Genomic DNA, 20,056 nt, shown 5'->3' with positions numbered 1-20,056 from the left:
AGAGGCCAGTGCCGTGATACCCGGCCCCAAGTCTGCCTGTCCTTTGCTTCTTTAACAACGTAAATTCACGCCAGGACGCCTCGCGAGACCCGCGCCTTCTAAACCCGGAAGATAATTGGCTATGCGGATTGCGCTTCGTCCTGCCGGGACGCGGGACTTCGATTACTGCAAACGTCTCTACTTTGCCGGAATGAAAACGATCATCGAGGAGCTGCGTCTTAATCAAGCTTCTCAGGAAGCCAGCTTCCAGGAGCAATGGCAGGCGACCCAGGTCCGCATCATTGCCCTCGATAGTTCCGATATAGGGTGGTTACAAAGCTTCATAGAGGATGATGCGATCTTCCTCGCGCAGCTCTTTGTGGATGGACCCTTTCAGCGGAGGGGGATTGGGACTGATATGATCCATCGCCTGATTGGCGAAGCCAATCAGACGAATCGGGCGGTGCGTCTTAATGTGGTGAAGATCAACCCTGCTGTACGGCTCTACGAGCGGCTCGGCTTCCGCATTGTGCGCGAGGACGAGCGCAAGTTCTACATGAAGCGCGATCCTGACGTGGGTACACCCAGCTGAAATTGATCAAACGGTCTGCAGCGATTCGCTGCTTGGGCGACAATATTTGCCGGAGGTGCGCGATGGCGAAGATCCTCTTTCACGTCAATGGCGCTGACTATCATGTGCAGGTGGGAGATGATGAGATGCTGCTCTATCTCCTGCGCGATCGATTGAATCTCACAGGCACGAAGTATGGCTGCGGGGAGGGCCAGTGCGGCGCATGCACGGTGCTGCTTGATGGGCGGCCTGTGCGTTCGTGCCACACGCTCGCCGCCTCCGCCGCTGGCCGCAAGATTACAACCATCGAAGGTCTGGAGAGCAATGGCCGTTTACACCGGGTACAGCAAGCGTTCCTCGATGAAGAAGCGTTCCAGTGCGCCTACTGCGCGCCAGGCATGATCATGTCTGCGGTTGGATTACTTGCTTCGAATCCCAAACCCAGCCATGACGAGATCATTCGCGGCATGAATGGCAACATCTGCCGCTGTGGAACCTATGCGCGGATTGTTGCGGCGGTCAGACGCGCCGCCAGCGAACAGATGCACACCAAATCTTCGATCTCAGGTTCCGGAACTGCAGGAGGTTCACGATGAGCTTTGATAACGAGCTCCTGCAACAGTCACCTGACCGCGTCCAACATAGCTTCGTTCTGAGCCGCCGCGAACTATTAAAGCTCGTTGGCGCAGGACTGCTGGTCTGCACCGTGGATGCCCGCGCTATGCAGGAGTCCGGCGCCCGCACTGCCGGCAATGAAGCTGACCGTACTCCGCACGACATTGCTTCCTGGATTCACATCGGCGCCGACAACAGCGTGACCGTTTTCACCGGTAAGACCGAAATGGGACAGAACATCCGCACCTCCCTCGCTCAGCAGGTGGCTGAAGAGCTGCGCGTTCCGGTGAGCACGATCGCCATGGTGATGGCCGACACGGAGCTGTGCCCCTTTGACATGGGCACTTTTGGCAGCCGAACAACTCCGCAAATGGGAACCGAGCTGCGCAATATCTCCGCTGCGGCCCGGGATTTGTTGATTGACAAAGCGGCTGAGCGGCTCGGAGTGAATCGCACACAGCTCGTCGTCGCCGACGGGGCGATCAAAAATACGTCGGACAATCGTTCGATCCGTTACGGAGAGCTTCTGCTGGGACAGCAGCTAGTGAAGCTCATCCCTGACGATCCGCCGCTTGCGCCTCCGGAGCAATGGAAAGTTGCCGGAACTCCAGTAGCGAAAGTTGGCGGCCGCGAATTCGTCACAGGAGGGCACAAGTACACGTCAGACCTGGCACGACCTGGAATGCTGTATGGCAAGGTACTGCGTCCATCAGGCCTTCACAGCACACTCGCTTCCCTTGATACTGCGCCAGTCGAAGCCCAGCGAATCCCTGACGTAACTGTGGTGCACGATGGAGATTTCGTTGGCGTTGTCGCACCCGATTCCATCACTGCAACTCGCGCTCTTTCCGCGATCAAGGCGCAGTGGAACACTCCGCCACAAATCTCGGAGATGGAGCTCTACGATTCCCTTCGCGCAAAGACTGGCGGAACGTCAGAGGCCAGAGAAGGCGGAGGCCGTTCTAACTCACACGAGACGGGCTCGGTCGAAAGCGGCATGGCGTCGGCAGACAAGAAGATTGAGAGCACGTACACGGTGGCGTATATCCAACATGCGCCGCTCGAGCCACGGGCGGCCGTCGCTGAATGGAATGGCGATAAGTTAACGGTGTGGACCGGTACGCAGCGTCCATTTGCAGTTCGTGATGAGTTGGCGCAGGCCTTTCACATTCCCGAGAAGAATGTGCGCGTCATTGTTCCCGATACGGGATCGGGATATGGCGGGAAGCACACGGGAGAGTGCGCCGTGGAAGCGGCGCGTCTGGCAAAAGCCGTTGGAAAGCCGGTAAAGTTGCAGTGGACTCGGGAAGAGGAATTTACCTGGGCGTACTTTCGCCCGGCAGGTGTGATTGACGTTCGCGCCGGTGCGCGCACCGACGGCACGCTGGTCGCCTGGGAGTTCCACAACTACAACTCCGGTCCGGCGGCTATCAACACGCTCTATAACGTCGCGCACCAAAGGATTCAGTATCACCCAACGCAGATGCCGCCTTTACGTCAGGGCTCCTACCGCGGCTTGGCCGCGACCGCCAACCACTTCGCGCGTGAGAGCGCCATGGACGAACTGGCGCATGCGATTGGTATGGATCCGCTCGAATTTCGCTTGAAGAACATCAACGATCCTCGTTTGCGCGCGGTGTTTGAAGCCGCCGCTAAACGCTTCGGATGGGGACAACAGAAGGCCTCAACATCACGCGGCTTTGGCATCGCTGGGGGATTCGACAAAGGCGGATACGTGGCTACGTGCGCGGAACTGGCCGTCGATCCAAAGAGCCGGGCCGTGCGGATCGAGCGTGTGGTTGAGGCTTGGGACTGCGGGCCAGTGGTGAATCCGAATGGCCTGCGAAACCAGATCGAGGGAGCGATTGTTCAAGGTATCGGTGGAGCGTTGTTCGAGAATGTGCACTTTGCGAACGGACGCGTGCTGAATCCGCACTTCTCGTCGTATCGCGTACCGCGCTTTCGCGATCTGCCTTCGATCGAAGTAGAGATTATTAACCGCAAGGACGTGCAGCCATTCGGCGCCGGCGAGACACCCATCGTCGGACTGGCTCCGGCGGTGGCAAACGCCATCTTCAACGCCACTAGCAAGCGTCTACGCGCGATGCCGCTGGTTCCGAATGGCATGCCGGATCAGAAGGCTGCGGCTACATAGCACGCGGTATGCAACTGCCGAGATTGAAGAAGTAGTCCCGACATGGGCGGACGGGTGGCGGCCCCTTCGGATCAAACATTTGTTGTCTTGGTTGGCGGTAGCCAAACTGGGGGTGCAGCACTCTCCCACGCCAGCACCAAACAGCCGGCACCGTAGTCGCAATCAACCCTTCGACAGGCGGCATGGCCTGAGCGAATTTCCGCTCTGCATTGCGCCATAATCCATGCGGTTCACGCTCATAGATGTGCCAGGGAGCGTGAAGCTGCCGGCGAGATCAGTCTGTTCAATCATTTCGTTCCTCCTGCTCATCAGTTTGTAATAAGGAAACCTAAAAGGACTCTCCAACGAGTTCTTCGCTTTTCTTCCAGAGTGTCTCAGCGTTTTTTGGATCGAGCGCGTATCCGCGCACGCCTTCGCTGACGGCGGTTATGGTCGCGTTGTCCGGCACGATATCGCCCACGTGGCAGTTCTCGCAATATCGGCCGCCGATCTCGTCGGCGGTTGCAACCACGCCGGCCCACACTGAAGTTGCGGCTCCTTGAGGAATGGTCTTCCACTGGAACGGCGCCTTACCCTGTGCTGCGAGTTGCTGGTTGATTTCTTCAACAACCTTTTCTATGCGGCCGGGCTCCGCGTAACGTCCCAGCTCAGTCTGAATGCCTCCAGGATGGACAGCCGCAGCTCGCACCCCACGGCCTCGGTGCCGTTTGTCGAAGGCAACTGCGAACAGGATGTTCGCCGTCTTCGATCGGCCATAGGCAACGAAGGGCTCATAGGGCGTCCGCTCAAAGTTGGGATCCTCAAGGTCGACATTCGAATAACGATGGCCCGCAGAGGAGAGGTTGATCAGCCGCCCACCTGCGCGGATAAGCCGTGCAATCCGGTTCACGAGGACAAAGTGGCCCAGATGATTGGTACCGAACTGGGTCTCAAAGCCGTCTGCCGTATGGCCAAAGGGTGTTGCCATAACTCCGGCATTGGCAATGACCACGTCGAAGGGCTCACCTTTTTCGAGCAGTCGATCGGCGCAGGCGCGAACGCTCTTTAAACTGGCCAGGTCGAGTTCAACCAGCTCAAAGCTGCCACTGCCCTTCGCCGCATCCTTTTGCACCTGTGAGGTCGCGGCTTTAGCCTTGGCCAAATCTCGCGCCGCGCCTACAACTTGTGCCCCGTGGGCCACAAGAGAACGCGCAGTCTCAACTCCAAGCCCGGCTGAAACACCGGTTACAAGAATTCGTTTGCCGCGCAGATTGATTCCCGACAAGACTTCTTCCGTTGTCGAAGTCGCCCCAAATACTTCCACCATTTCTGTTCTCCTATCTTGGTCTGTTCGATCGGTTATGAGATCTGGCCAATGCTAACTGTGCAGAGGCTCCGCGTACGCACTTGTTTCGAAATAGTGCGCGTCGATATCGGGAATGAGCGCAGGCCCAGCCGGACGCCATCCCAGCCGTTCTTGCGTTTGCACGCTTGAAGCCGGACCGTCCATAGCAAAGAGGGGTCCGATCCAGCCAAAATGGTCGGCTGCTTCCTCGCGCGACTTGGCGACGACGGGCACGTTTAGCTGTCGGCCGATTACATCAGCGATGTCTCTAGCCGGCACGCCTTCGTCGCCGACCCCGTGATAACGCGCTCCAGCGGAACCTTTCTCCAGCGCGAGCCGGAAGAGGCGCGCAGCATCCAGTCGGTGCACCGCGGGCCAGCGGTTAAGCCCGTCACCAACATACGCCGAAACACCTTTTTCCCTCGCGACGCCGATGAGAGCGGGAACGAAGCCGTGATCGCCTTCGCCATGCACCGACGGAGGAAGGCGAACCACCATCGCGCGCACGCCACGCTCTGCCAACCCAAGTGCCGCGTCTTCGGATTTGCGTGGAAAGCTCGGATTGTGTTCATCCTCCTCCTTTGCGAAAGGGCCTTTGGGTTGAACGACCAAGGTCCCGGAAGTGATGATCAAAGGGCGGTCAGAGCCCGCAAGCGTAGCGCCGAGCGTCTCGATCGCCCGCCGATCCGCCTCGGCTGCAGGCGCGTAGTTGTTGAAGTCGTGGATGAACGCAGTGTGGATCACGCCGTCTGCTGCAGCCGCTCCGCTGCGCAGGCTCTCGAGATCTTCGAGCGAACCGCGATGCACCTGGGCACCGGCGGCGATAAGGGATTTAGCGCCCGCATCTGAGCGAGCAAGACCAAGCACTTGATGGCCCGCGTCGATCAGCTCCCGGACGATTGCGGAACCTATAAAGCCTGTGGCACCTGTGACGAAAACACGCATATTCTGTTCCTCCTACTAAGTACTTGCGATCCAGTTGACAGGGACGAAGCATTCAATTGAATCGCGAGCTGCTTCGTAACCCTTTTAGTGATCAATCGCCATTCGCGAGCTGAAGCCGGCAGACCATTGCTTGCTTCCAACTCCTGCAGCCAGTCTTCTGCCGAGTGCTCCGCCTGCTCCGATCCGAACAACTCTTTCACCGCGCCGAAGAATGCTGCCAACTCCTGCTCCGCCATCGTCATGCGATCAGCGCAATCAGGATTGAGATTCTTCGGCGACTTATTAAGGGTAAGTGAATTCATATTCCTAACCTCCCGAAGGTAAAAACGAAGACGTTAGTGGGAACTGCTATTGACAAGTCACTGTGTTCCAACTAAAACGGAGAGTGTCTCCGTATCGGTAAATAGGATAACCGGAGACTATCTCCGGTTGCAAACTTTTTTTGATGGCTACGAAACAAGCAAAATCTGCCCTGCGCAAGCCGAGAGCTGACGCACAGCAGAACCGCGAACGCATTCTGGAAGTGGCGAAGGACGCATTCACTCGCCAGGGCGTGAACGCCAGCCTGGACGACATCGCCAAAGAGGCCGGTGTCGGAGCCGGAACCCTGTATCGCCACTTCCCTACTCGCGATGCGCTGATCGAGGCGGTTTATCGGACTGAGGTAGGAAAACTAGCCGCAGCCGAGCGCAAGTTCGCCGAGACTATGCCCCCGGTTGAAGCGCTACGCGCCTGGATGCTGCTCTTCGTCGATTACATCGCGGCCAAGCAGATCATCGCCCCGGCACTGAACACGCTCGTCGGAGGCGCCTCCAAGCTCTACGAAGGTTCCCGCGCTCAGATCCAGCAAGCGATCGACGCCCTGGTGAAGCGCGCAATCAAGAGCGGCGACATACGCAAAGACCTCGACGCATTCGATCTACTTCGGGCTCTCATCGGCGTCTCCAACGTGGCGACGGGCCGAGACTGGCAGCAAAGCGCCAGGAGACTGGTAGACATCCTCATCACCGGTTCACGGCCGATCAAGTAGAGCGGATCACTAAGGGGCAATCAGTCAGAACCTGCGGCACTGCACGGACGAGCATGACGACGCTAAGCCAAGCTGGAGTCCTCAAACTCAGCAATGACGAAGCTCAGCATGAAATGCTGGGCAAGGAGATCAGACAACGGGAGCTCCGGAGGAGTAGGCTCATCCGGAGCTCACAAGAGGCGGGTGCGAATATCGATTTCGGAGACGAGGGTGCGGTGGACTGGGCATTTCTGGGCAATCTCAAGAAGCTTCGCCCGTTGCTGGTTGCTTAGCGGCCCTGCGAATTCGAGATCGCTCTCCATGCGGTCCAGCATTCCCTCTTTGGTTTCGCAATCGGCACAGTCGGCTGCGTGAATCCTGCTGTGGCGCAGCCGAACGGTGACTGCTTCGAGCGGCCAGCTCTTGCGTCGCGCATACAGCGCAACCGTCATCGAAGTTCAAGAGCCCAAGGCAGCAAGCAGCAAGTCGTAAGGAGTCGGGCCCGTGTCAGTTCCGCCGGCAGCCACAGGCTCGTCTGCCGTCAATCGATGTCGGCCCACGAGAATCTCCTGCGTAAATCCTGCCGCACTCCCGCGAACAACCACTCCATTTATGTCAGCCATCGTCAATCACTCCCGTTGTATGAAGATGTGTCGATTTTATGCCAGCCGTCCACTGTCACTTCCCCTTGATCGAAAGCAACTCCACTTCAAAAATGAGAGTGGCGTTGGGACCAATATCGGCGCCTGCACCTCTTTGACCGTAAGCCAAATCGGATGGAACAAAAAGCTGCCACTTTGATCCGACTGGCATCAATTGAAGCGCCTCGGTCCAGCCTTTTATGACGCCACTCACGGGAAACGTCGCTGTCTCCCCACGTTTATACGAGCTGTCAAATTCGGTGCCGTTGATCAGCGTGCCGCGGTAGTTGCAGACCACGGAGTCGGCCGCCGCTGGCTTAGGGCCGCTGCCCTCCTTCAAGATCTTGTACTGAAGACCGCTTGGCAGCGTGACCACGCCCTCCTTGCCTTTGTTCGCAGCCAGGAAGTCTTCCCCTTCTTTCTTGTTGGATAGCCCAAGTTGTTGGGCTTTCTCCTGCTGTCTTGCCCGCAGGTCATTCTGGAGTGCCGTGAGAGCAGCCATGGCTTCGTCGTCGGACAGGAGAGGCTTGTTCCCGGTCAGGACATCTTTCAACCCTCTGACAAGAACATCGGGTTCCACTTCCAGGGATTGTCTCTGAAGAGTCTTCGCCATGTTCATGCCGATCGCGTAGCTGACTTTGTCCTGCTGAGTGGTGAGAGCAACAGCCTTAGGCTTGGCTGCCGGAGCTGGTGTACGTTTCGCGGTTGTAGTCTTCTTCGTTGTGGCGCCCGGAGCGTGTTGAGCATTTTTCGCAGGTGTTTGTTGTGCCAATGCGGTGCCGAGCAGGGCAATCGCGAATGTCGATGACGTCAAGAACGTGGAAAGCAGATTTCTCATAGTTCTATCCTCGCATGAGAATAAGCGGACTCACGGGAGAACCAGTCAGGTCGCGCTTGCTTCTAGTTGATCGACCCAGAAACTGGGGACCTCAGCGAAAAAACGAAATCGGAAAGCACTCGATCAAAGCCTGGGCGCAACATCTTGCGGTTTCGAAGCGGGAAATTCGAGTCTCATTAACAGCCTCGGTTCGCGGGTGCGATTTTAGAATGGTCGCGGTGCCATGCTCGGCTTCACCAAAGGCTCTGGCCCCCTTTGGTTGTTCACTCACGAAACGACGAGAAAGCGAAATTTTCGGCCGGCTGAAGAAGCGTCTTGTAACGTGGACTCGCAGCTCTTCAGTTCCCTAAGCAGCATCGCGCGCAACACCCGTCTCTAAAGAGCGAGCCGTATCCACACCGGCGCATGGTCGCTGGCGTTTACCTCGCCTCGCACCCAGCGGTCTATGCTGCCGTCCGCAAGTCGCGCCGACATTTTCGGTGAGAGCAGGAAGTGATCGAGTCGCATGCCTTTGTCCTTCTGCCAGCGTTCAAATTTGTAATCCCAGAATGTCCAGAGTGGGCCGGATGGGCGCAGCTTGCGCATGGCGTCGGTCCAGCCTTGCGCCAGCAAACGCGCAAAGGCTTGCCGGCTTTCAGGTTGGATTAACGCATTGTTGTCGAGCGATCGAGTCGGATAGATATCCTCCGGCGTGGGCACGACGTTGTAGTCGCCGGCCAACACCACGGGTACGCCGCTCGCCATGAGTTCGGCCGCATGCGCAATCAAGCGCTCGAACCACGCCAGCTTGTAGTTGAACTTCGGACCAGGCTGTGGATTCCCATTGGGGAGGTAGATAGAAGTGATCAGGACTCCGTGAACAGCCGCTTCGATGTAGCGGGCCTGGACATCTTTGGGATCGCCCGGCAGGCTTGAGCGGGTCAGCACCGGTGCGTGGTTTCGCGCGAGAATGGCGACTCCGTTCCAGGAACGCTCCCCTTGCCAAACTGCTTCGTATCCGAGCTTGCGAAGAGCATTTACGGGAAAAGCTCCGGGCTCGGCCTTGAGCTCCTGGAGACTTACAACGTCCGGCTTCGCTTTGGCGAGCCAAGCCAAAAGGTTATCCAGCCTCTTGTTGATGTTATTAGTGTTGAAAGTGGCGAATTTCACCAGGTCCCTCTCCGCTGGCAGGTGACCGATTCTTGTTTCCGTTTTGGGTTTTCTGCATCAGACTCCCAGACAAAGGGTGCTCCTCGCTAAGAACGAAGGCGTTCTCAAGGTACACGACTTCTTTCAAGTTCCAAACTGAACCAGGAAGCACGCTGGGCCGCTTGCCCCACGAGACAACACCTGCATACCCCGTGCTATAAGAGACCAATGCGGCTCCAGGATTACGCACCCCGGCCCGCGCACCTCAAGTGGCTGCTCGATTCTGACCCGGCCATCCGTTGGCAGGTCATGAGGGACCTCACCGGTGAAGACCCCAACACAATTGCTGCCGAGCGGTCGCGCGTCGCAACCGAAGGATGGGGAGCCCAACTTCTCTCCAGCCAATCTCCTGCCGGCCACTGGGGCGGGCCGAAATGGGACCTTATTACCCTCTACAGTCTCGTCGTCTTGAAGGACCTCGGTCTCGACCCCGCCAGCAACGAGGCTCGGAAAATGATCGACCGCGTCGACAAGGGGCTCGTGTTTAAGCCGCTCAACAACCGGCCCTACCTTCACGGCGAAACGGAACCCTGTATCAACGGCAGAATCCTCGGCATTGGTTCGTATTTCAAGGAACCGAACGACGCACTGGCCAATCAGCTCCTGGGCGAGCAGCTCGAAGATGGCGGATGGAACTGCGAAGCACCCAAAAGCCGGCGCTCTTCGTTCCATACCACCATCTGCGTGCTCGAAGGACTGCTCGACTACGAACGAGCAGGCCGCAAATCCGCGGCCGTCACCAAGGCCCGCAAGAGGGCGGAAAACTATCTGCTCGAACGCCGCATGTTCCGTTCGCTGCGAACCGGCAAAGTCATCGACAAACGCTGGCTGCGCTTCTCGTTCCCGACGTTTTGGCACTACGATGTCTTGCGTGGACTCGATTATCTGCGCAATGCAGGAATCAAGCCCGACAGCCGCGTCGCTAACGCAATCGAAACGGTGATTGAGCGCCGCCACCAGAACGGGCGCTGGCCGCTGAACCTCCTTCATCCCGAACATATTCCATTGACGATGGAGACCGATGTCGGCAGGGCAAGCCGCTGGAACACACTGCGCGCTCTCCGCGTCCTGCGTTGGTATATCAACTCAACGTGTTAGTTGTGACTTGTGCGTGCGCGCGCTATCCGGGGCACCCGCCTCTCATCGAGTACTCTCTGATTTCGTTTTTTCGCTGAGGAACCAAAGAACTTGGTGCGCCCACCCGGCCCAACGGAGATTAGAATTTAGCGTACGTAGAGAGGACGGTCGATGGCAACACAATCGCTTGGCAGAGAGCTTAGCAACCGGGAGTTCTTCATTCAAAGATGGCAGCAAGAATACCCCGCGTTCGTGAGGGTGTTCAAAGCGCTTCCGGGCGATCGTCTCGATTACCGGCCCCATCCCCGGTCGCGCTCGGCCGGAGAACTGGCCGCTCTGCTGGTCTCCTCCCAGCAGAGTTGTATCCATCTTTGCAAGAGCCGGGAACGCTTTTACAGCGGTTTGCGCTGGCAGGAACCTGCAACTTTTGGAGATCGGGACCAGATGATCTCAACTTACGAGCGCGATCATAGCCAGCTTGCTATTCAGTTGAATTCCTTGGACGACAACGGTTGGAACCACCAGGCATGGTTGATTCAGGGCAAAGAAGAGATCCTGCTCAAAGACACGGTGGGTGGGTTGTTGTGGATTGCGTTGTTCGATACCGTTCACCATCGTGGACAATTGAGCACGTACATTCGACCGATGGGCGGCAACGTCCCGAGCATTTATGGGCCTTCAGCCGACGATGCCAGTGGATGGCGATAGCGGGGCATGCGTCTATTGCATAAGGCGTTCAATTCCTAGATTTCGTACCTCACCAAACATGAAAGCCGGCCACGCGCTAACGGAACTTGGCTTCAAGATACAGCGAGAGCATTTTGGTGAATTCCGCCGTCACGGGCGCGCGTCGGTTTGGAGGAGCCGCAGCGATCATCGACAGAAAACCCTTTACCGTTTCCACGACGACGTTGGCAATGAGAAGCGCTTCCTCGTGTGAGAGCGTCGGTTTTTTTGCCTGAAAGGCTTGTACGAAAGGCTCTCGCAGAGTTTTTCGGGCCGCTGCGCTACGAGAAACGTTGATGGGGGCATCGCGAAGGATGAAATAGGCTGGCCGTCGCTGAACGAATTCCCTTGTTCGGCTGATTAGCGACTCGGCGAACTTGGCGGTGGTTAGCGTATGCGCGCCTGCGATGAGCGACGACCAGTGTTGCTCAATCTCGACGGTGTACTTGGCGCGCAGCGCCGCCGCCACTGCAGTTTTGTCGGGGAACCAACGGTATAAGGCTCCGATGGAAGTCCCCGCCCGTTCGGCTACGGCGGTCATCGTCATGGCATCGTAGCCGACTTCCACAAACAGCCGTTCGGCGGTATCCAAAAACAACTGATGCGTTCGTGCAGCCCGCTCCTGTTGGGGGACCGGTCGATTTGGATTTGACGAAAGCGAGGGCATCCTCGTATTCTATATCAGAGAAAGCGAGGCTGTCCTCGTTTTTGGAGAAGGCTGTGGAGAAAATACAACTCGACCCCAAAACTTCCGCCCTGATTCTCATCGATCTGCAGCACGGCATTGTGGCACGAGAAACGAGTCCTCATCCGGCATCCTCGGTCGTCGCAAAAGCTGCGTCGCTTGCAGCGACATTTAGAAAGCACAGTTCACCGGTCATCTATGTTCGGGTGGACCTGGCCAACATGCTGCAGGTTCCCGCCGATCGCTCTCACGGTGATCCCAGGAATCCGCCGCCCGCAATCGCTTCGGAGTTGGTTCCGGCTTCGGGAGCACAGGCGGGCGACCTTGTTGTGACCAAGCGGCACTGGAGCGCTTTTTCTGGAACCGATCTCGAAGAGAGACTCAAACGAGCGGGCGTGAAGACGGTTGTGATTGGTGGGATCGCGACCAATTACGGAGTCGAGTCAACCGCCCGGGCCGCTGCGGCCCTGGGCTTTGGCATTGTCTTCGTTGAAGACGCGACGAGCAGCATTAGCGCAGAGGCACATCAGTTCGCGTTCGAGACGATATTTCCCATGCTGGGACGCGTTCGAACAACTTCCGAGGTCATAGAGGCCCTTGCTTGAGGTACTCACGAGAGCGACTCGACCAGCGTCGAGGGCTGAAGAATGGTCATCGTCGCGAAGGTTGGTCCGATCCTGTCGGACGAGCCAGTCACTCAGCGGCAGCATGAGCGGAATCTTTGAATTGCGCGAGGAAGTATGAGCGTAACAATCGAAACGGCAGTTGGGGAGATTCCGTCAGCCAAGGGATCGTTCGGATTCCGTTTCATGGCACCTCTCTGCCTGGGATCGATGCTGAATCCGGTGAACTCGACGATGATCTCGACGGCGTTAGTGGCAATCGCGAGGGACTCTCACGCGACTGTTGCCGAGACAGGGCTGCTTATCGGAGGGCTCTATATTACGAGCGCCATCGCGCAGCCAACAATGGGGCGACTGGCTGACCGTCTCGGGGCGCGCCGTGTGTTCCTCGCCGGTCTCTATCTCGTTGCCCTGGCTGGCGTGGCGGGAGCGTTGGCGCCCTCTCTTCGCGCCTTGATCTGGGTACGTGTTCTCTTGGGAGTTGGCACGTCCGCGGCCTATCCTACGGCCGTCAGAATTCTGCGCAACCGGGCAGCACAGACAGGATCTGTCGAACCGCGCATGGCGCTCGGCATTCTCTCGATGAGCTCACTGTCCACCGTGGCGATCGGAGCGGCGCTCGGCGGAATACTCACAGGCCTCGGTGGCTGGAGGATGGTCTTCACGGTGAACCTTCCTCTGGCGGTTCTTGGAATCCTGCTCGCATTTCTCTGGATTCCCGAAGATGAAACGAAACCAGCTGGACTCGGAAGACTAGCCCAGGAACTTGATGCTCTGGGAATCGTGCTCTTCGCAGGAGTGCTTCTCACCGGGATGTTTTTCCTGATGAGTCTTGGCCATCCAAGCTGGCCGATGCTCGCGGTGTCGGTGCTGCTTGGATTCGCGCTTACGCGTCATTCACTCCGCACGAAACAACCGTTTCTCAACATTCGTATGCTCGGGAGCAACATTCCCCTGAGCGTAACGTATCTGCGCTACGGCGCGATTAATTTGATGAGTTACTGCATGCTGTACGGTTTTTCGCAATGGCTGCAAACGGGTCCGGGGTTCAGCAGCACGAAAGCCGGCCTCATCACGTTGCCCATGTCCGCCCTTGCGGCTCTCTCCGCTCTCGCTGGCGGACGGATGAAAAGCATACGTAATCCTCTGATCTTCGGAACCCTGGGTCTTCTTTTCGCCGCTTGCTGTATTGCGCTGATTACGAGCGATACCGCTGCATCGCTCCTCGTACTCCTGGTTCTGCCGTTCGGCCTTCCGCAAGGAATCTGCTCTAACGCGAATCAGGCGGCGGTCTATCTGCAGGCGCCTCACGAGGAGGTGGGAACCGCCGCCGGATTGCTGCGCACTTCCCAGTATGTTGGCGCCATTGTCGCTTCCAGTTTGTTGGGTCTGCTGTTCGGCAAACACCCAACCGATCACGGAATGCACACGCTGGCCTGGGTCATGGTCGTCCTGAGTGCCGCTCTCGTCATAGCGACCGTCGCAGATCGTACGTTGCCTCGTGAGGCGATCCTGAGAGAAGCAGTTTAGCGCGAGCGACGCGATTCGAAATGTATTTGCTTGCAAAACTAGTCGTGAAAGCTCCAGACGATTTCCGAATGTATTCACTCTTGCGGGATTTCCGGAACCCTCCAACATTGGAACAAGAAGTTTAATAAGAACTAAAGACAGCGTAATCAGACGAATAATTTTGCCGGAGGAAGTATGAGCGACAAGATCACGGTTTTGAGCGTTGATGACCATCCCCTGTGGTGCGTCGGAATTGCCAGCGTTATCAATGCTCAACGGGACATGCAGTTGGTGGCACATGCTTCCACTGGACGCCAGGCGATTGAGTATTTCCGTAAGCACAAGGCTGACGTTATCCTCACGGAACTCAGGCTTCCAGATATAAGCGGCATCGAGTTAATGATCGCTATCCGCGACGAGTTTCCTGATGCACGTTTTATCATCTTGACTAGTTTCGCGCGCGACAACGAGATTCGGCGAGCCCTCGCAGAAGGGGCGCATGCTTACATGCTCAAGAGCATGCCTTCCAGCGAATTGATCGATGTTATTCGCCAGGTCCATGCCGGGAAGAAGAGCATTCCGGCGCCAATCGCCGCCCAATTGGCGGAATACTGCAGCGACGGGCTGCTTACCGATCGCGAAGTGGAGGTTCTTCGTCACTTAGTGGAAGGAAATCGCAACCGTGACATCGCAGAGAAGCTCTTCATCACCGAGGAAACGGTAAAGGCTCACATGAAGCACATTATGGACAAGCTCGGCGCCAACGATCGCACACAGGCACTCGTTATCGCCGTACGTCGCGGCGTAATTCAATTGTAGGAATGTTCGAATCGGCACGAAAAGTCTTCAATCTCCCGAATGCTTCTCACGCTGAGCTTCGCGGACGATCTTTGTCAAAGAGACGTCCGGAGGTTAAATGGCTGGGTGGTCCATCCTTATTGTTTTGCTTTTTCCATCGAACAGCTAACCAGCGCCGCAGGCGCGGCACTCCCGTAGCCCATGAGCGATGGAGCCATGGTACTCAGGTGAAAAACATTGTGAGCCCGGAGGGTGGCATTCCTATGCCACGTAATATCGCCCGCATCGAACACCTCCAATGCATGCCGCCCTAACGGGCTCTGACCGAATCTGGAAACGCGTTCCCATGGCTCGTGCGCACATGGGCTACAGGAATAGCGCGCCTTCGGCGCTCGCCGCTGCGCCCACCCCGGGTCACAATGACGGTGTGGATAATCGCACCCTTCGAACCACGAAGGCCGGGGTCCCCAGCAACTCTTGTCATCCTGAGCTTGCCGAAGGATCATGTGGTTGGTTCTGGCTGTTTGTTGCTGGGGTGGGAAGGGTGCGGCACCCGCAGTTTTGGAATGATCACAAGAACCAAAGGCAAGTGAAAAGGGTCGGCCACCCCTCCAAGAGCCAAAATGGGAAGAGGGTGGGCCACCCGTGTGGGGCACCCGCGAAAAACAAAAATCAGAAAGTGCGGACGAAGGGCAGGGCACCGGCCATTGTCTTTGCAAGGTACAATTTTGGGATTTCGGCGTTACTGAAAACAAGTGTTTTTGGAACTGTGTTTAAGGCCGAGGTGATCTATCACGCGTACCGTTTTATCGGCGTAGCCAATAATAGGGATACTTCCCTGTCCATCGGCAGTACGCAATAAAGGTGCGGACAGACAAGACAACGACTACGGCCAAATAGACGAGCGCCGTAAGGCCAAAGGGCACTTCAGAAGTCAGTAACTTAGCGAAGCCAAAGCCCATGACCACTACAGTAGGCAGGTACAGGATTAGGAGGATGACCAACATCCGTACCCCTCTCCGGTATTGCTGCTCGTAAGTCTTTTCGCTGTGCAGATATTCCGTAAGCTTATTTTCCTTCATTCCCGACCCTCTAATCACTCATTTTGGTAGTGGGTTAGTTTGAATCCACAGGTCGTCGTATGTGTTTGACCAACCCGGTAACGCCAATGACTGATACCATCGGCCACAAGAGAAACCACAAATAGATAAGCGGACGCGGTCCTCTCGCTATAAACATGTGGTGCAAATAGAAGATGTAGAAGTTAACCCATGTGAGGAATATGCCCGTGCCAGTCAACAGTGAATACCAGATTAGCCAAATGCCTTTCAATAAACTCATTCCTCGTTCATGCTACCGCCAATCCAGCAAGGATTGAACGTGAATCCAGCAGCAGACGGGTGGCGCACCCAGCGTACGCCACCCGCCCTGGGTGGCCCATCCTTATTGTTTTGCAGTTTCCATCGAACGGCTAACCAGCGCGCAGGCGCGGCACTCCCCTATCAAGGCGTGCGCGAAATTGAGGAAGCTAACCCTCAGATCAAGTGTCCCAGTCATCACGGCTTGCCCTTCATTGTTGCCGATTCTAATCTGCGCGGGTGGCGCACCCTTTTGCGGTTTTCAAAAGGGTGCGCTTACGATGCACGTCGTCGATCCGATTTGCCATCGAAGCATGATGCGGAGACTCGACTAAAAACTAAATCGAAAACCATTCGTAGTTCCACCCGCTCCCGTTGCCGAGACGCTTGTCTTGTGTACGTCCAGACCAATAAACTTAACGTCACTCATGAGGGTGCTCCTTTCCTGAGTAGCACAGTGTTGTAAAGATCACTGCAGACTACTCTGAAAAGGGCGCCCTTTTATATTGCATGGCCCAGCCTTAATTTCTACCTGCAACTTCGAGCATGAGGCACCCACATTTTGGAAATTCCGCCACAGGGCTCCTTCCATTTCGGCACTCAGCTTACTGACTGATAAATCTTGACAACCGTGCGCGGCGGAATAAGATTTCGCCGCACGGCCAACACGCACCGATGGCCATACGCTAAGGGGGACCAGCCATGCCTCATGTGGATTCCGGTAATTTACTAATATGGCAGGCACTCAGACTGTACCTGCCTTTAGACACAAAATTGAGCTCCGTCCGGAGACCTGCCGCCGAGCAGCTAGCGTTTATCAAGAAAACCGCTGAGAAGAACGGCTTTCTCTTCAAAACGCCACCTACACTACGAGATTCCGACTCCTGGCGACCTGCACTCGAATTCATTCGATCAAAAGGATACAAGGTAGCTGCACCTGGCACGAGCATGCACCAGAGGGGCTTAGCCTACGACCTTTCCGGACCCAATCTCAACGCTATTTTGGAAGCAGTAAAAAAAGCAGTGGCACAAAAACGTATTCACTTACTTCAAGGCTCGAAAAGTAACCTCCTGATCGAGCATCAAAACCATTGTGTCCATGTGGAGATCGACAGTGGGATTCTAGACTTTGAACCATTTGATTATGCTTGATCGCTGAGGGCGGGTGGCCGACCCTGTCACATGGGGTTGAATCTTCCGAGGTTCCAAACAGCGGGTGCCGCACTCTCCCACCCCAGCAACAAACACCAGAACAAAAACACAGGATCCTTCGGCAGGCTCAGGATGACAACAGTTGCTGGGGCCCCCGGTCTTCGCTGTTCGAAGGTAAGGAACCCGTGTTTCCTAGTCTCATGTGAATCGTTGTCGACCTGTACTTCGTGCCAGGAAACAGCGACGGCGGCTATGCTCGGTGAACACGAAGGTCACGAAGGACACAAAGGAAAAGCGCTGGGAGTTGGGTGGCGCAAGCTGGATCGCGATTCTCTCTTTGTGCCCTTCGTGACCTTCGTGTTCACCCCGGTTACAAGGCTGTGGTTGCGCGCAGAGTATGCCGGCGTGGCTGGTGAAAGCTTCTAGAGCGACGGATAACAAAAATATTTCTTCGGCGGCTCGCAAGTTCTTGATATGCCTAGGCGGAACAACGTTGCGAGCAACGGATGAACCTTGCTTTTTCTGCGCGATTCGCGCCATCATGCGAAGAGCGATGTTGTGCCTAACTCCCATTTTGGAATTCTCGAACTGGAACGCCACGAAGCCGGCGGGGCTGGCCGAAAGCCGGAGGCAGGTTTCAAGTCGAGCTTCCTCGCTGCGGAAGATCCGAAGCGGAGATCCCCAGGAAATTCCCGACGGACTTGGGATCAATCCCCGGAGATCCCCGGCGCTCTCGGGGATTAGTCCCCGGAAATCCCCGGGAAGTTCGGGGATTCGTCGGGGATCTCGCACGCTAAGTCCTTTAGATTTGGGGATCAGGTCGAAAAACGGTTTTGTCGGACAGACAGGGCGTCAGGAGATTCTGACAGACGCTGGCTCATGTCGATGCGATGGTCAATCGCGGGAAGATGCAGAACGAGTAAGTCGAGGAACTCGCGTCGAACACAATTCACTGCTAATTCACTGTTATTTCCCTGGTCCCACTCGTTTTCCCCAGTGTCCATGCGGGTTCGCGATTCAGAGAAAAAATTCACTGTTCTTTTCACTGTTAAATTCACTGATCTGAGCCTTAACAGTGAAAACCAGTGAATTTGGCCACAGGGAGTAATCGTTGCGAAATCCCACCCGCCTGGGCGGATGCGCAGGGTGTATCGCTCGTTGTCGTCGCGCGATATTCGCGAAGGCGCATGCTGAAGGCCCTCGTAGCATTGTCTCTCGTAAGAGAGTGAACCTCCCTTTCATGCCTGAGAACACCCTTTAGGCCGTTGTGCGCCTCCAACAGAGTATGGAAGCCACGGCGTCGATCGCGCAGTGCGCAAATCCTGGTTGCAGCCATCGCTTTGCAAAATTCGGAGTCGGCCAGCTGTTCGTCTTTCCGATCTCCGATCCCGTCGAGTGGGGGCTGCCCGCACACGCGACGCAAAAAGTTGTTTGGCTATGTTCTGCATGTTGCGAGCAGATGCAGGTTCGATTAAACCGCCGGAACCGGGTGGTGCAGCTCGTGAAGAAAAGCGCTTCCCCGGAGAGAGCAGCGTGAATCCCTATGAACCAATTCAAAGTTATCGTAGTCGACGATCAGCCGACCATTGCCAATACCCTTTGCCAGATCCTTCGCAGCGAGGGTTATTCCGCCTTTGCGGCCTATGAGGCGGAAGGCGCCATGATGCTGTGCCGGCACCACTCTCCAGCTCTGCTTCTCTCCGATGTGATCATGCCCGGCATCTCTGGCGTTGATTTGGCTCAGCAGGTCTCGCGCGAGCTGCCCGATTGCCACATCATCCTTTTTTCCGGGCACGTAGATACGGTGCCGCTGCTGGCCGCCGCGCGCGCGCAAGGCTTTCACTTTGAATGTTTAGCGAAGCCAGTGCAACCAGAAGATCTCCTGGCGATGGTGCGCACAATCTCGGAAGCCGAGACGCAGAAGAATCGGAAAGCTGCGTGATTGTCGGATCCGAAAACAACGCAGACCGGGGTCCCCAGCAACTGTTGTCATCCTGAGCCTGCCGAAGGACCCTGTGTTTTGTTCTGGTGTTTGTTGCTGGGGTGGAGAGTGCGGCACCCACTCTCTAGATGTTGCAGGCAGAAAAGGCAAAACACCCGCCATTGGCTCTCAGCAAGGAAACAAAAATCAGAAAGTGCGGACGAAGGGCAGGGCACCCGGCGGATACTTGGCTGTGTAGTTTAGGCCCGACATCGAATAAAGGAGAGGGCACTGCCGTCGATCACGGCGATGATGCGATAGCCGTCCTGTTTTGGTTCATAGACCCAGGCGTCACCTTCTGGAGGCTTGGGAACACGCTTGTACTCCATCGGTGCGATGGAACGGGGGCACGGTTTCGGACTCTTCGTGCCCCCCGCAACATGCGACGACTAGCGGCTCGCTATTTTGCAAGGGTTTCGCTGACCTGTGCCGGGGCGGGTGTGCCTACCTTGCGGACAGCTTGGTCGACCACGGCGTAGAGGAGTTGCTCACGGTCCAGCTTGGCCTGCTGCTTGATGTATTCGCCAGCTTGTTGTCCTGCCGCTTCGCTGGCGGGAAGGACGAGGTTGCGCTTCTGGGCACAGAAGGCGGCGAGGTCCTGCACCATGTCGAAGAACTTGTCTTCGCTCTTGCCGCTCATCTGCCAGGCTTGGGAGACGGTGAGGGGCAGAAGCTGCTCGATGGTCCAGGAATGGATTTCGGGAGCCTCATTGGCCTCCGGCTTGATATTGACAGGAGAGGATGGCTGCGTGGGCTGTTGAGCGACAGTGGGGATCGCTCCCAGGGAAAGCGTGGCCGCAACGACGAGGCACAGGATCAAGGTACGGATACGACGCCGGCGCTTTATGAGTGAGGTCATGGATGCTGATTTCCTTTCGTACT

Annotated in this window: 22 protein-coding genes; 11 read left to right on the top strand and 11 right to left on the bottom strand. The window is 56.6% G+C overall.

Features of this window, described 5'->3' with window-relative positions; genetic code table 11:
• Positions 1–121: 121 nt before the first annotated feature.
• The 3 genes from VNX88_04950 (at position 122) to VNX88_04940 (ending at position 3,320) form a co-directional block, all read left to right on the top strand.
• A complete protein-coding gene (locus VNX88_04950; protein ID HWY67990.1) occupies positions 122–571 on the top strand; it encodes a GNAT family N-acetyltransferase in 450 nt (149 codons plus the stop codon).
• Between the two features lie 62 nt (positions 572–633).
• The gene (locus VNX88_04945; GenBank protein HWY67989.1) at positions 634–1,146 is read left to right on the top strand and encodes a (2Fe-2S)-binding protein; all 513 of its coding nucleotides are present in this window, start codon (positions 634–636) and stop codon (positions 1,144–1,146) included.
• Positions 1,143–3,320: a molybdopterin cofactor-binding domain-containing protein gene (locus VNX88_04940; protein HWY67988.1), complete on the top strand. Its 2,178-nt coding sequence runs from the start codon at positions 1,143–1,145 to the stop codon at positions 3,318–3,320. Before VNX88_04945 ends, VNX88_04940 begins: the two co-directional genes overlap by 4 nt.
• 162 nt (positions 3,321–3,482) lie before the next feature.
• On the opposite strand, the gene VNX88_04935 is transcribed toward VNX88_04940, so the two are convergent.
• From VNX88_04935 to VNX88_04920, 4 genes are read right to left on the bottom strand one after another with little or no spacing between them, the layout of a single operon-like run.
• Positions 3,483–3,611, bottom strand: a complete 129-nt coding sequence (locus VNX88_04935) for a hypothetical protein (GenBank protein ID HWY67987.1) — start codon at positions 3,609–3,611, stop codon at positions 3,483–3,485.
• A gap of 37 nt (positions 3,612–3,648) precedes the next feature.
• A complete protein-coding gene (locus VNX88_04930; GenBank protein ID HWY67986.1) occupies positions 3,649–4,626 on the bottom strand; it encodes an SDR family NAD(P)-dependent oxidoreductase in 978 nt (325 codons plus the stop codon).
• 51 nt (positions 4,627–4,677) lie between these two features.
• Positions 4,678–5,589: an SDR family oxidoreductase gene (locus tag VNX88_04925; protein ID HWY67985.1), complete on the bottom strand. Its 912-nt coding sequence runs from the start codon at positions 5,587–5,589 to the stop codon at positions 4,678–4,680.
• Positions 5,553–5,891 carry a hypothetical protein gene (locus VNX88_04920; GenBank protein ID HWY67984.1) on the bottom strand — a complete coding sequence of 113 codons (339 nt, stop codon included), beginning with the start codon at positions 5,889–5,891 and terminating at the stop codon, positions 5,553–5,555. Before VNX88_04920 ends, VNX88_04925 begins: the two co-directional genes overlap by 37 nt.
• A 143-nt stretch (positions 5,892–6,034) precedes the next feature.
• On the opposite strand from VNX88_04920, the gene VNX88_04915 reads away from it, so the two are divergent.
• A complete protein-coding gene (locus VNX88_04915; GenBank protein HWY67983.1) occupies positions 6,035–6,619 on the top strand; it encodes a TetR/AcrR family transcriptional regulator in 585 nt (194 codons plus the stop codon).
• Positions 6,620–6,789: 170 nt separating this feature from the next.
• Here the strand turns inward: VNX88_04915 and VNX88_04910 are convergent, their stop codons facing one another.
• The 4 genes from VNX88_04910 to VNX88_04895 all read right to left on the bottom strand — a co-directional run bounded on the left by VNX88_04910 (position 6,790) and on the right by VNX88_04895 (position 9,226).
• On the bottom strand, positions 6,790–7,050 hold the full coding sequence (locus tag VNX88_04910; GenBank protein HWY67982.1) for an OsmC family protein: 261 nt from the start codon (positions 7,048–7,050) through the stop codon (positions 6,790–6,792).
• A 6-nt stretch (positions 7,051–7,056) separates the two neighbouring features.
• Entirely contained in the window at positions 7,057–7,221 is a 165-nt protein-coding gene (locus tag VNX88_04905; protein ID HWY67981.1) for a hypothetical protein, read from the bottom strand.
• Between the two features lie 55 nt (positions 7,222–7,276).
• Positions 7,277–8,077 carry an FKBP-type peptidyl-prolyl cis-trans isomerase gene (locus tag VNX88_04900; GenBank protein ID HWY67980.1) on the bottom strand — a complete coding sequence of 267 codons (801 nt, stop codon included), beginning with the start codon at positions 8,075–8,077 and terminating at the stop codon, positions 7,277–7,279.
• A 375-nt stretch (positions 8,078–8,452) separates the two neighbouring features.
• Positions 8,453–9,226 (bottom strand): exodeoxyribonuclease III, encoded by a 774-nt coding sequence (locus VNX88_04895; protein HWY67979.1) that lies wholly within the window; start codon positions 9,224–9,226, stop codon positions 8,453–8,455.
• 207 nt (positions 9,227–9,433) lie between these two features.
• On the opposite strand from VNX88_04895, the gene VNX88_04890 reads away from it, so the two are divergent.
• Both VNX88_04890 and VNX88_04885 read left to right on the top strand, forming a co-directional pair.
• Entirely contained in the window at positions 9,434–10,363 is a 930-nt protein-coding gene (locus VNX88_04890; GenBank protein ID HWY67978.1) for a hypothetical protein, read from the top strand.
• A 150-nt stretch (positions 10,364–10,513) separates the two neighbouring features.
• On the top strand, positions 10,514–11,050 hold the full coding sequence (locus VNX88_04885) for a DinB family protein (GenBank protein ID HWY67977.1): 537 nt from the start codon (positions 10,514–10,516) through the stop codon (positions 11,048–11,050).
• 76 nt (positions 11,051–11,126) lie between these two features.
• Here the strand turns inward: VNX88_04885 and VNX88_04880 are convergent, their stop codons facing one another.
• A complete protein-coding gene (locus VNX88_04880) occupies positions 11,127–11,735 on the bottom strand; it encodes a helix-turn-helix domain-containing protein (protein ID HWY67976.1) in 609 nt (202 codons plus the stop codon).
• A 53-nt stretch (positions 11,736–11,788) separates the two neighbouring features.
• Here VNX88_04880 and VNX88_04875 point away from each other — a divergent pair, with 53 nt between their 5' ends.
• From VNX88_04875 to VNX88_04865, 3 genes are all read left to right on the top strand, one after another.
• On the top strand, positions 11,789–12,358 hold the full coding sequence (locus VNX88_04875; protein HWY67975.1) for an isochorismatase family protein: 570 nt from the start codon (positions 11,789–11,791) through the stop codon (positions 12,356–12,358).
• A 135-nt stretch (positions 12,359–12,493) separates the two neighbouring features.
• Positions 12,494–13,906 carry an MFS transporter gene (locus tag VNX88_04870; GenBank protein ID HWY67974.1) on the top strand — a complete coding sequence of 471 codons (1,413 nt, stop codon included), beginning with the start codon at positions 12,494–12,496 and terminating at the stop codon, positions 13,904–13,906.
• 174 nt (positions 13,907–14,080) lie between these two features.
• Complete coding sequence (locus VNX88_04865; protein HWY67973.1) at positions 14,081–14,704, top strand: response regulator transcription factor; 624 nt, start codon at positions 14,081–14,083, stop codon at positions 14,702–14,704.
• A gap of 785 nt (positions 14,705–15,489) precedes the next feature.
• Here VNX88_04865 and VNX88_04860 read toward each other — a convergent pair.
• Complete coding sequence (locus tag VNX88_04860; protein ID HWY67972.1) at positions 15,490–15,765, bottom strand: hypothetical protein; 276 nt, start codon at positions 15,763–15,765, stop codon at positions 15,490–15,492.
• A 1,680-nt stretch (positions 15,766–17,445) separates the two neighbouring features.
• Between VNX88_04860 and VNX88_04855 the strand changes: the two genes are divergently transcribed.
• The gene (locus tag VNX88_04855) at positions 17,446–17,619 is read left to right on the top strand and encodes a hypothetical protein (GenBank protein ID HWY67971.1); all 174 of its coding nucleotides are present in this window, start codon (positions 17,446–17,448) and stop codon (positions 17,617–17,619) included.
• 1,117 nt (positions 17,620–18,736) lie between these two features.
• Entirely contained in the window at positions 18,737–19,135 is a 399-nt protein-coding gene (locus VNX88_04850) for a response regulator (protein HWY67970.1), read from the top strand.
• 439 nt (positions 19,136–19,574) lie between these two features.
• Here the strand turns inward: VNX88_04850 and VNX88_04845 are convergent, their stop codons facing one another.
• Positions 19,575–20,033, bottom strand: a complete 459-nt coding sequence (locus VNX88_04845; GenBank protein HWY67969.1) for a hypothetical protein — start codon at positions 20,031–20,033, stop codon at positions 19,575–19,577.
• Positions 20,034–20,056: the final 23 nt, after the last annotated feature.

This window comes from Terriglobales bacterium (assembly GCA_035567895.1).
GTDB lineage: Bacteria > Acidobacteriota > Terriglobia > Terriglobales > Acidobacteriaceae > Gp1-AA112.
Note: the sequence above shows the minus strand (reverse complement) of the source record. Positions and strands in the feature narration are given on the sequence as shown.

Bases quoted from the DNA above. Each gene is read 5' to 3' on its own strand.
- VNX88_04950 (HWY67990.1), top strand. From the start codon at position 122: ATGCGGATTGCGCTTCGTCCTGCCGGGACGCGGGACTTCGATTACTGC.
- VNX88_04945 (HWY67989.1), top strand. From the start codon at position 634: ATGGCGAAGATCCTCTTTCACGTCAATGGCGCTGACTATCATGTGCAG.
- VNX88_04940 (HWY67988.1), top strand. From the start codon at position 1,143: ATGAGCTTTGATAACGAGCTCCTGCAACAGTCACCTGACCGCGTCCAA.
- VNX88_04935 (HWY67987.1), bottom strand. From the start codon at position 3,611: ATGATTGAACAGACTGATCTCGCCGGCAGCTTCACGCTCCCTGGCACA.
- VNX88_04930 (HWY67986.1), bottom strand. From the start codon at position 4,626: ATGGTGGAAGTATTTGGGGCGACTTCGACAACGGAAGAAGTCTTGTCG.
- VNX88_04925 (HWY67985.1), bottom strand. From the start codon at position 5,589: ATGCGTGTTTTCGTCACAGGTGCCACAGGCTTTATAGGTTCCGCAATC.
- VNX88_04920 (HWY67984.1), bottom strand. From the start codon at position 5,891: ATGAATTCACTTACCCTTAATAAGTCGCCGAAGAATCTCAATCCTGAT.
- VNX88_04915 (HWY67983.1), top strand. From the start codon at position 6,035: ATGGCTACGAAACAAGCAAAATCTGCCCTGCGCAAGCCGAGAGCTGAC.
- VNX88_04910 (HWY67982.1), bottom strand. From the start codon at position 7,050: ATGACGGTTGCGCTGTATGCGCGACGCAAGAGCTGGCCGCTCGAAGCA.
- VNX88_04905 (HWY67981.1), bottom strand. From the start codon at position 7,221: ATGGCTGACATAAATGGAGTGGTTGTTCGCGGGAGTGCGGCAGGATTT.
- VNX88_04900 (HWY67980.1), bottom strand. From the start codon at position 8,077: ATGAGAAATCTGCTTTCCACGTTCTTGACGTCATCGACATTCGCGATT.
- VNX88_04890 (HWY67978.1), top strand. From the start codon at position 9,434: ATGCGGCTCCAGGATTACGCACCCCGGCCCGCGCACCTCAAGTGGCTG.
- VNX88_04885 (HWY67977.1), top strand. From the start codon at position 10,514: ATGGCAACACAATCGCTTGGCAGAGAGCTTAGCAACCGGGAGTTCTTC.
- VNX88_04880 (HWY67976.1), bottom strand. From the start codon at position 11,735: ATGCCCTCGCTTTCGTCAAATCCAAATCGACCGGTCCCCCAACAGGAG.
- VNX88_04870 (HWY67974.1), top strand. From the start codon at position 12,494: ATGAGCGTAACAATCGAAACGGCAGTTGGGGAGATTCCGTCAGCCAAG.
- VNX88_04865 (HWY67973.1), top strand. From the start codon at position 14,081: ATGAGCGACAAGATCACGGTTTTGAGCGTTGATGACCATCCCCTGTGG.
- VNX88_04860 (HWY67972.1), bottom strand. From the start codon at position 15,765: ATGAAGGAAAATAAGCTTACGGAATATCTGCACAGCGAAAAGACTTAC.
- VNX88_04855 (HWY67971.1), top strand. From the start codon at position 17,446: ATGCTCGGTGAACACGAAGGTCACGAAGGACACAAAGGAAAAGCGCTG.
- VNX88_04850 (HWY67970.1), top strand. From the start codon at position 18,737: ATGAACCAATTCAAAGTTATCGTAGTCGACGATCAGCCGACCATTGCC.
- VNX88_04845 (HWY67969.1), bottom strand. From the start codon at position 20,033: ATGACCTCACTCATAAAGCGCCGGCGTCGTATCCGTACCTTGATCCTG.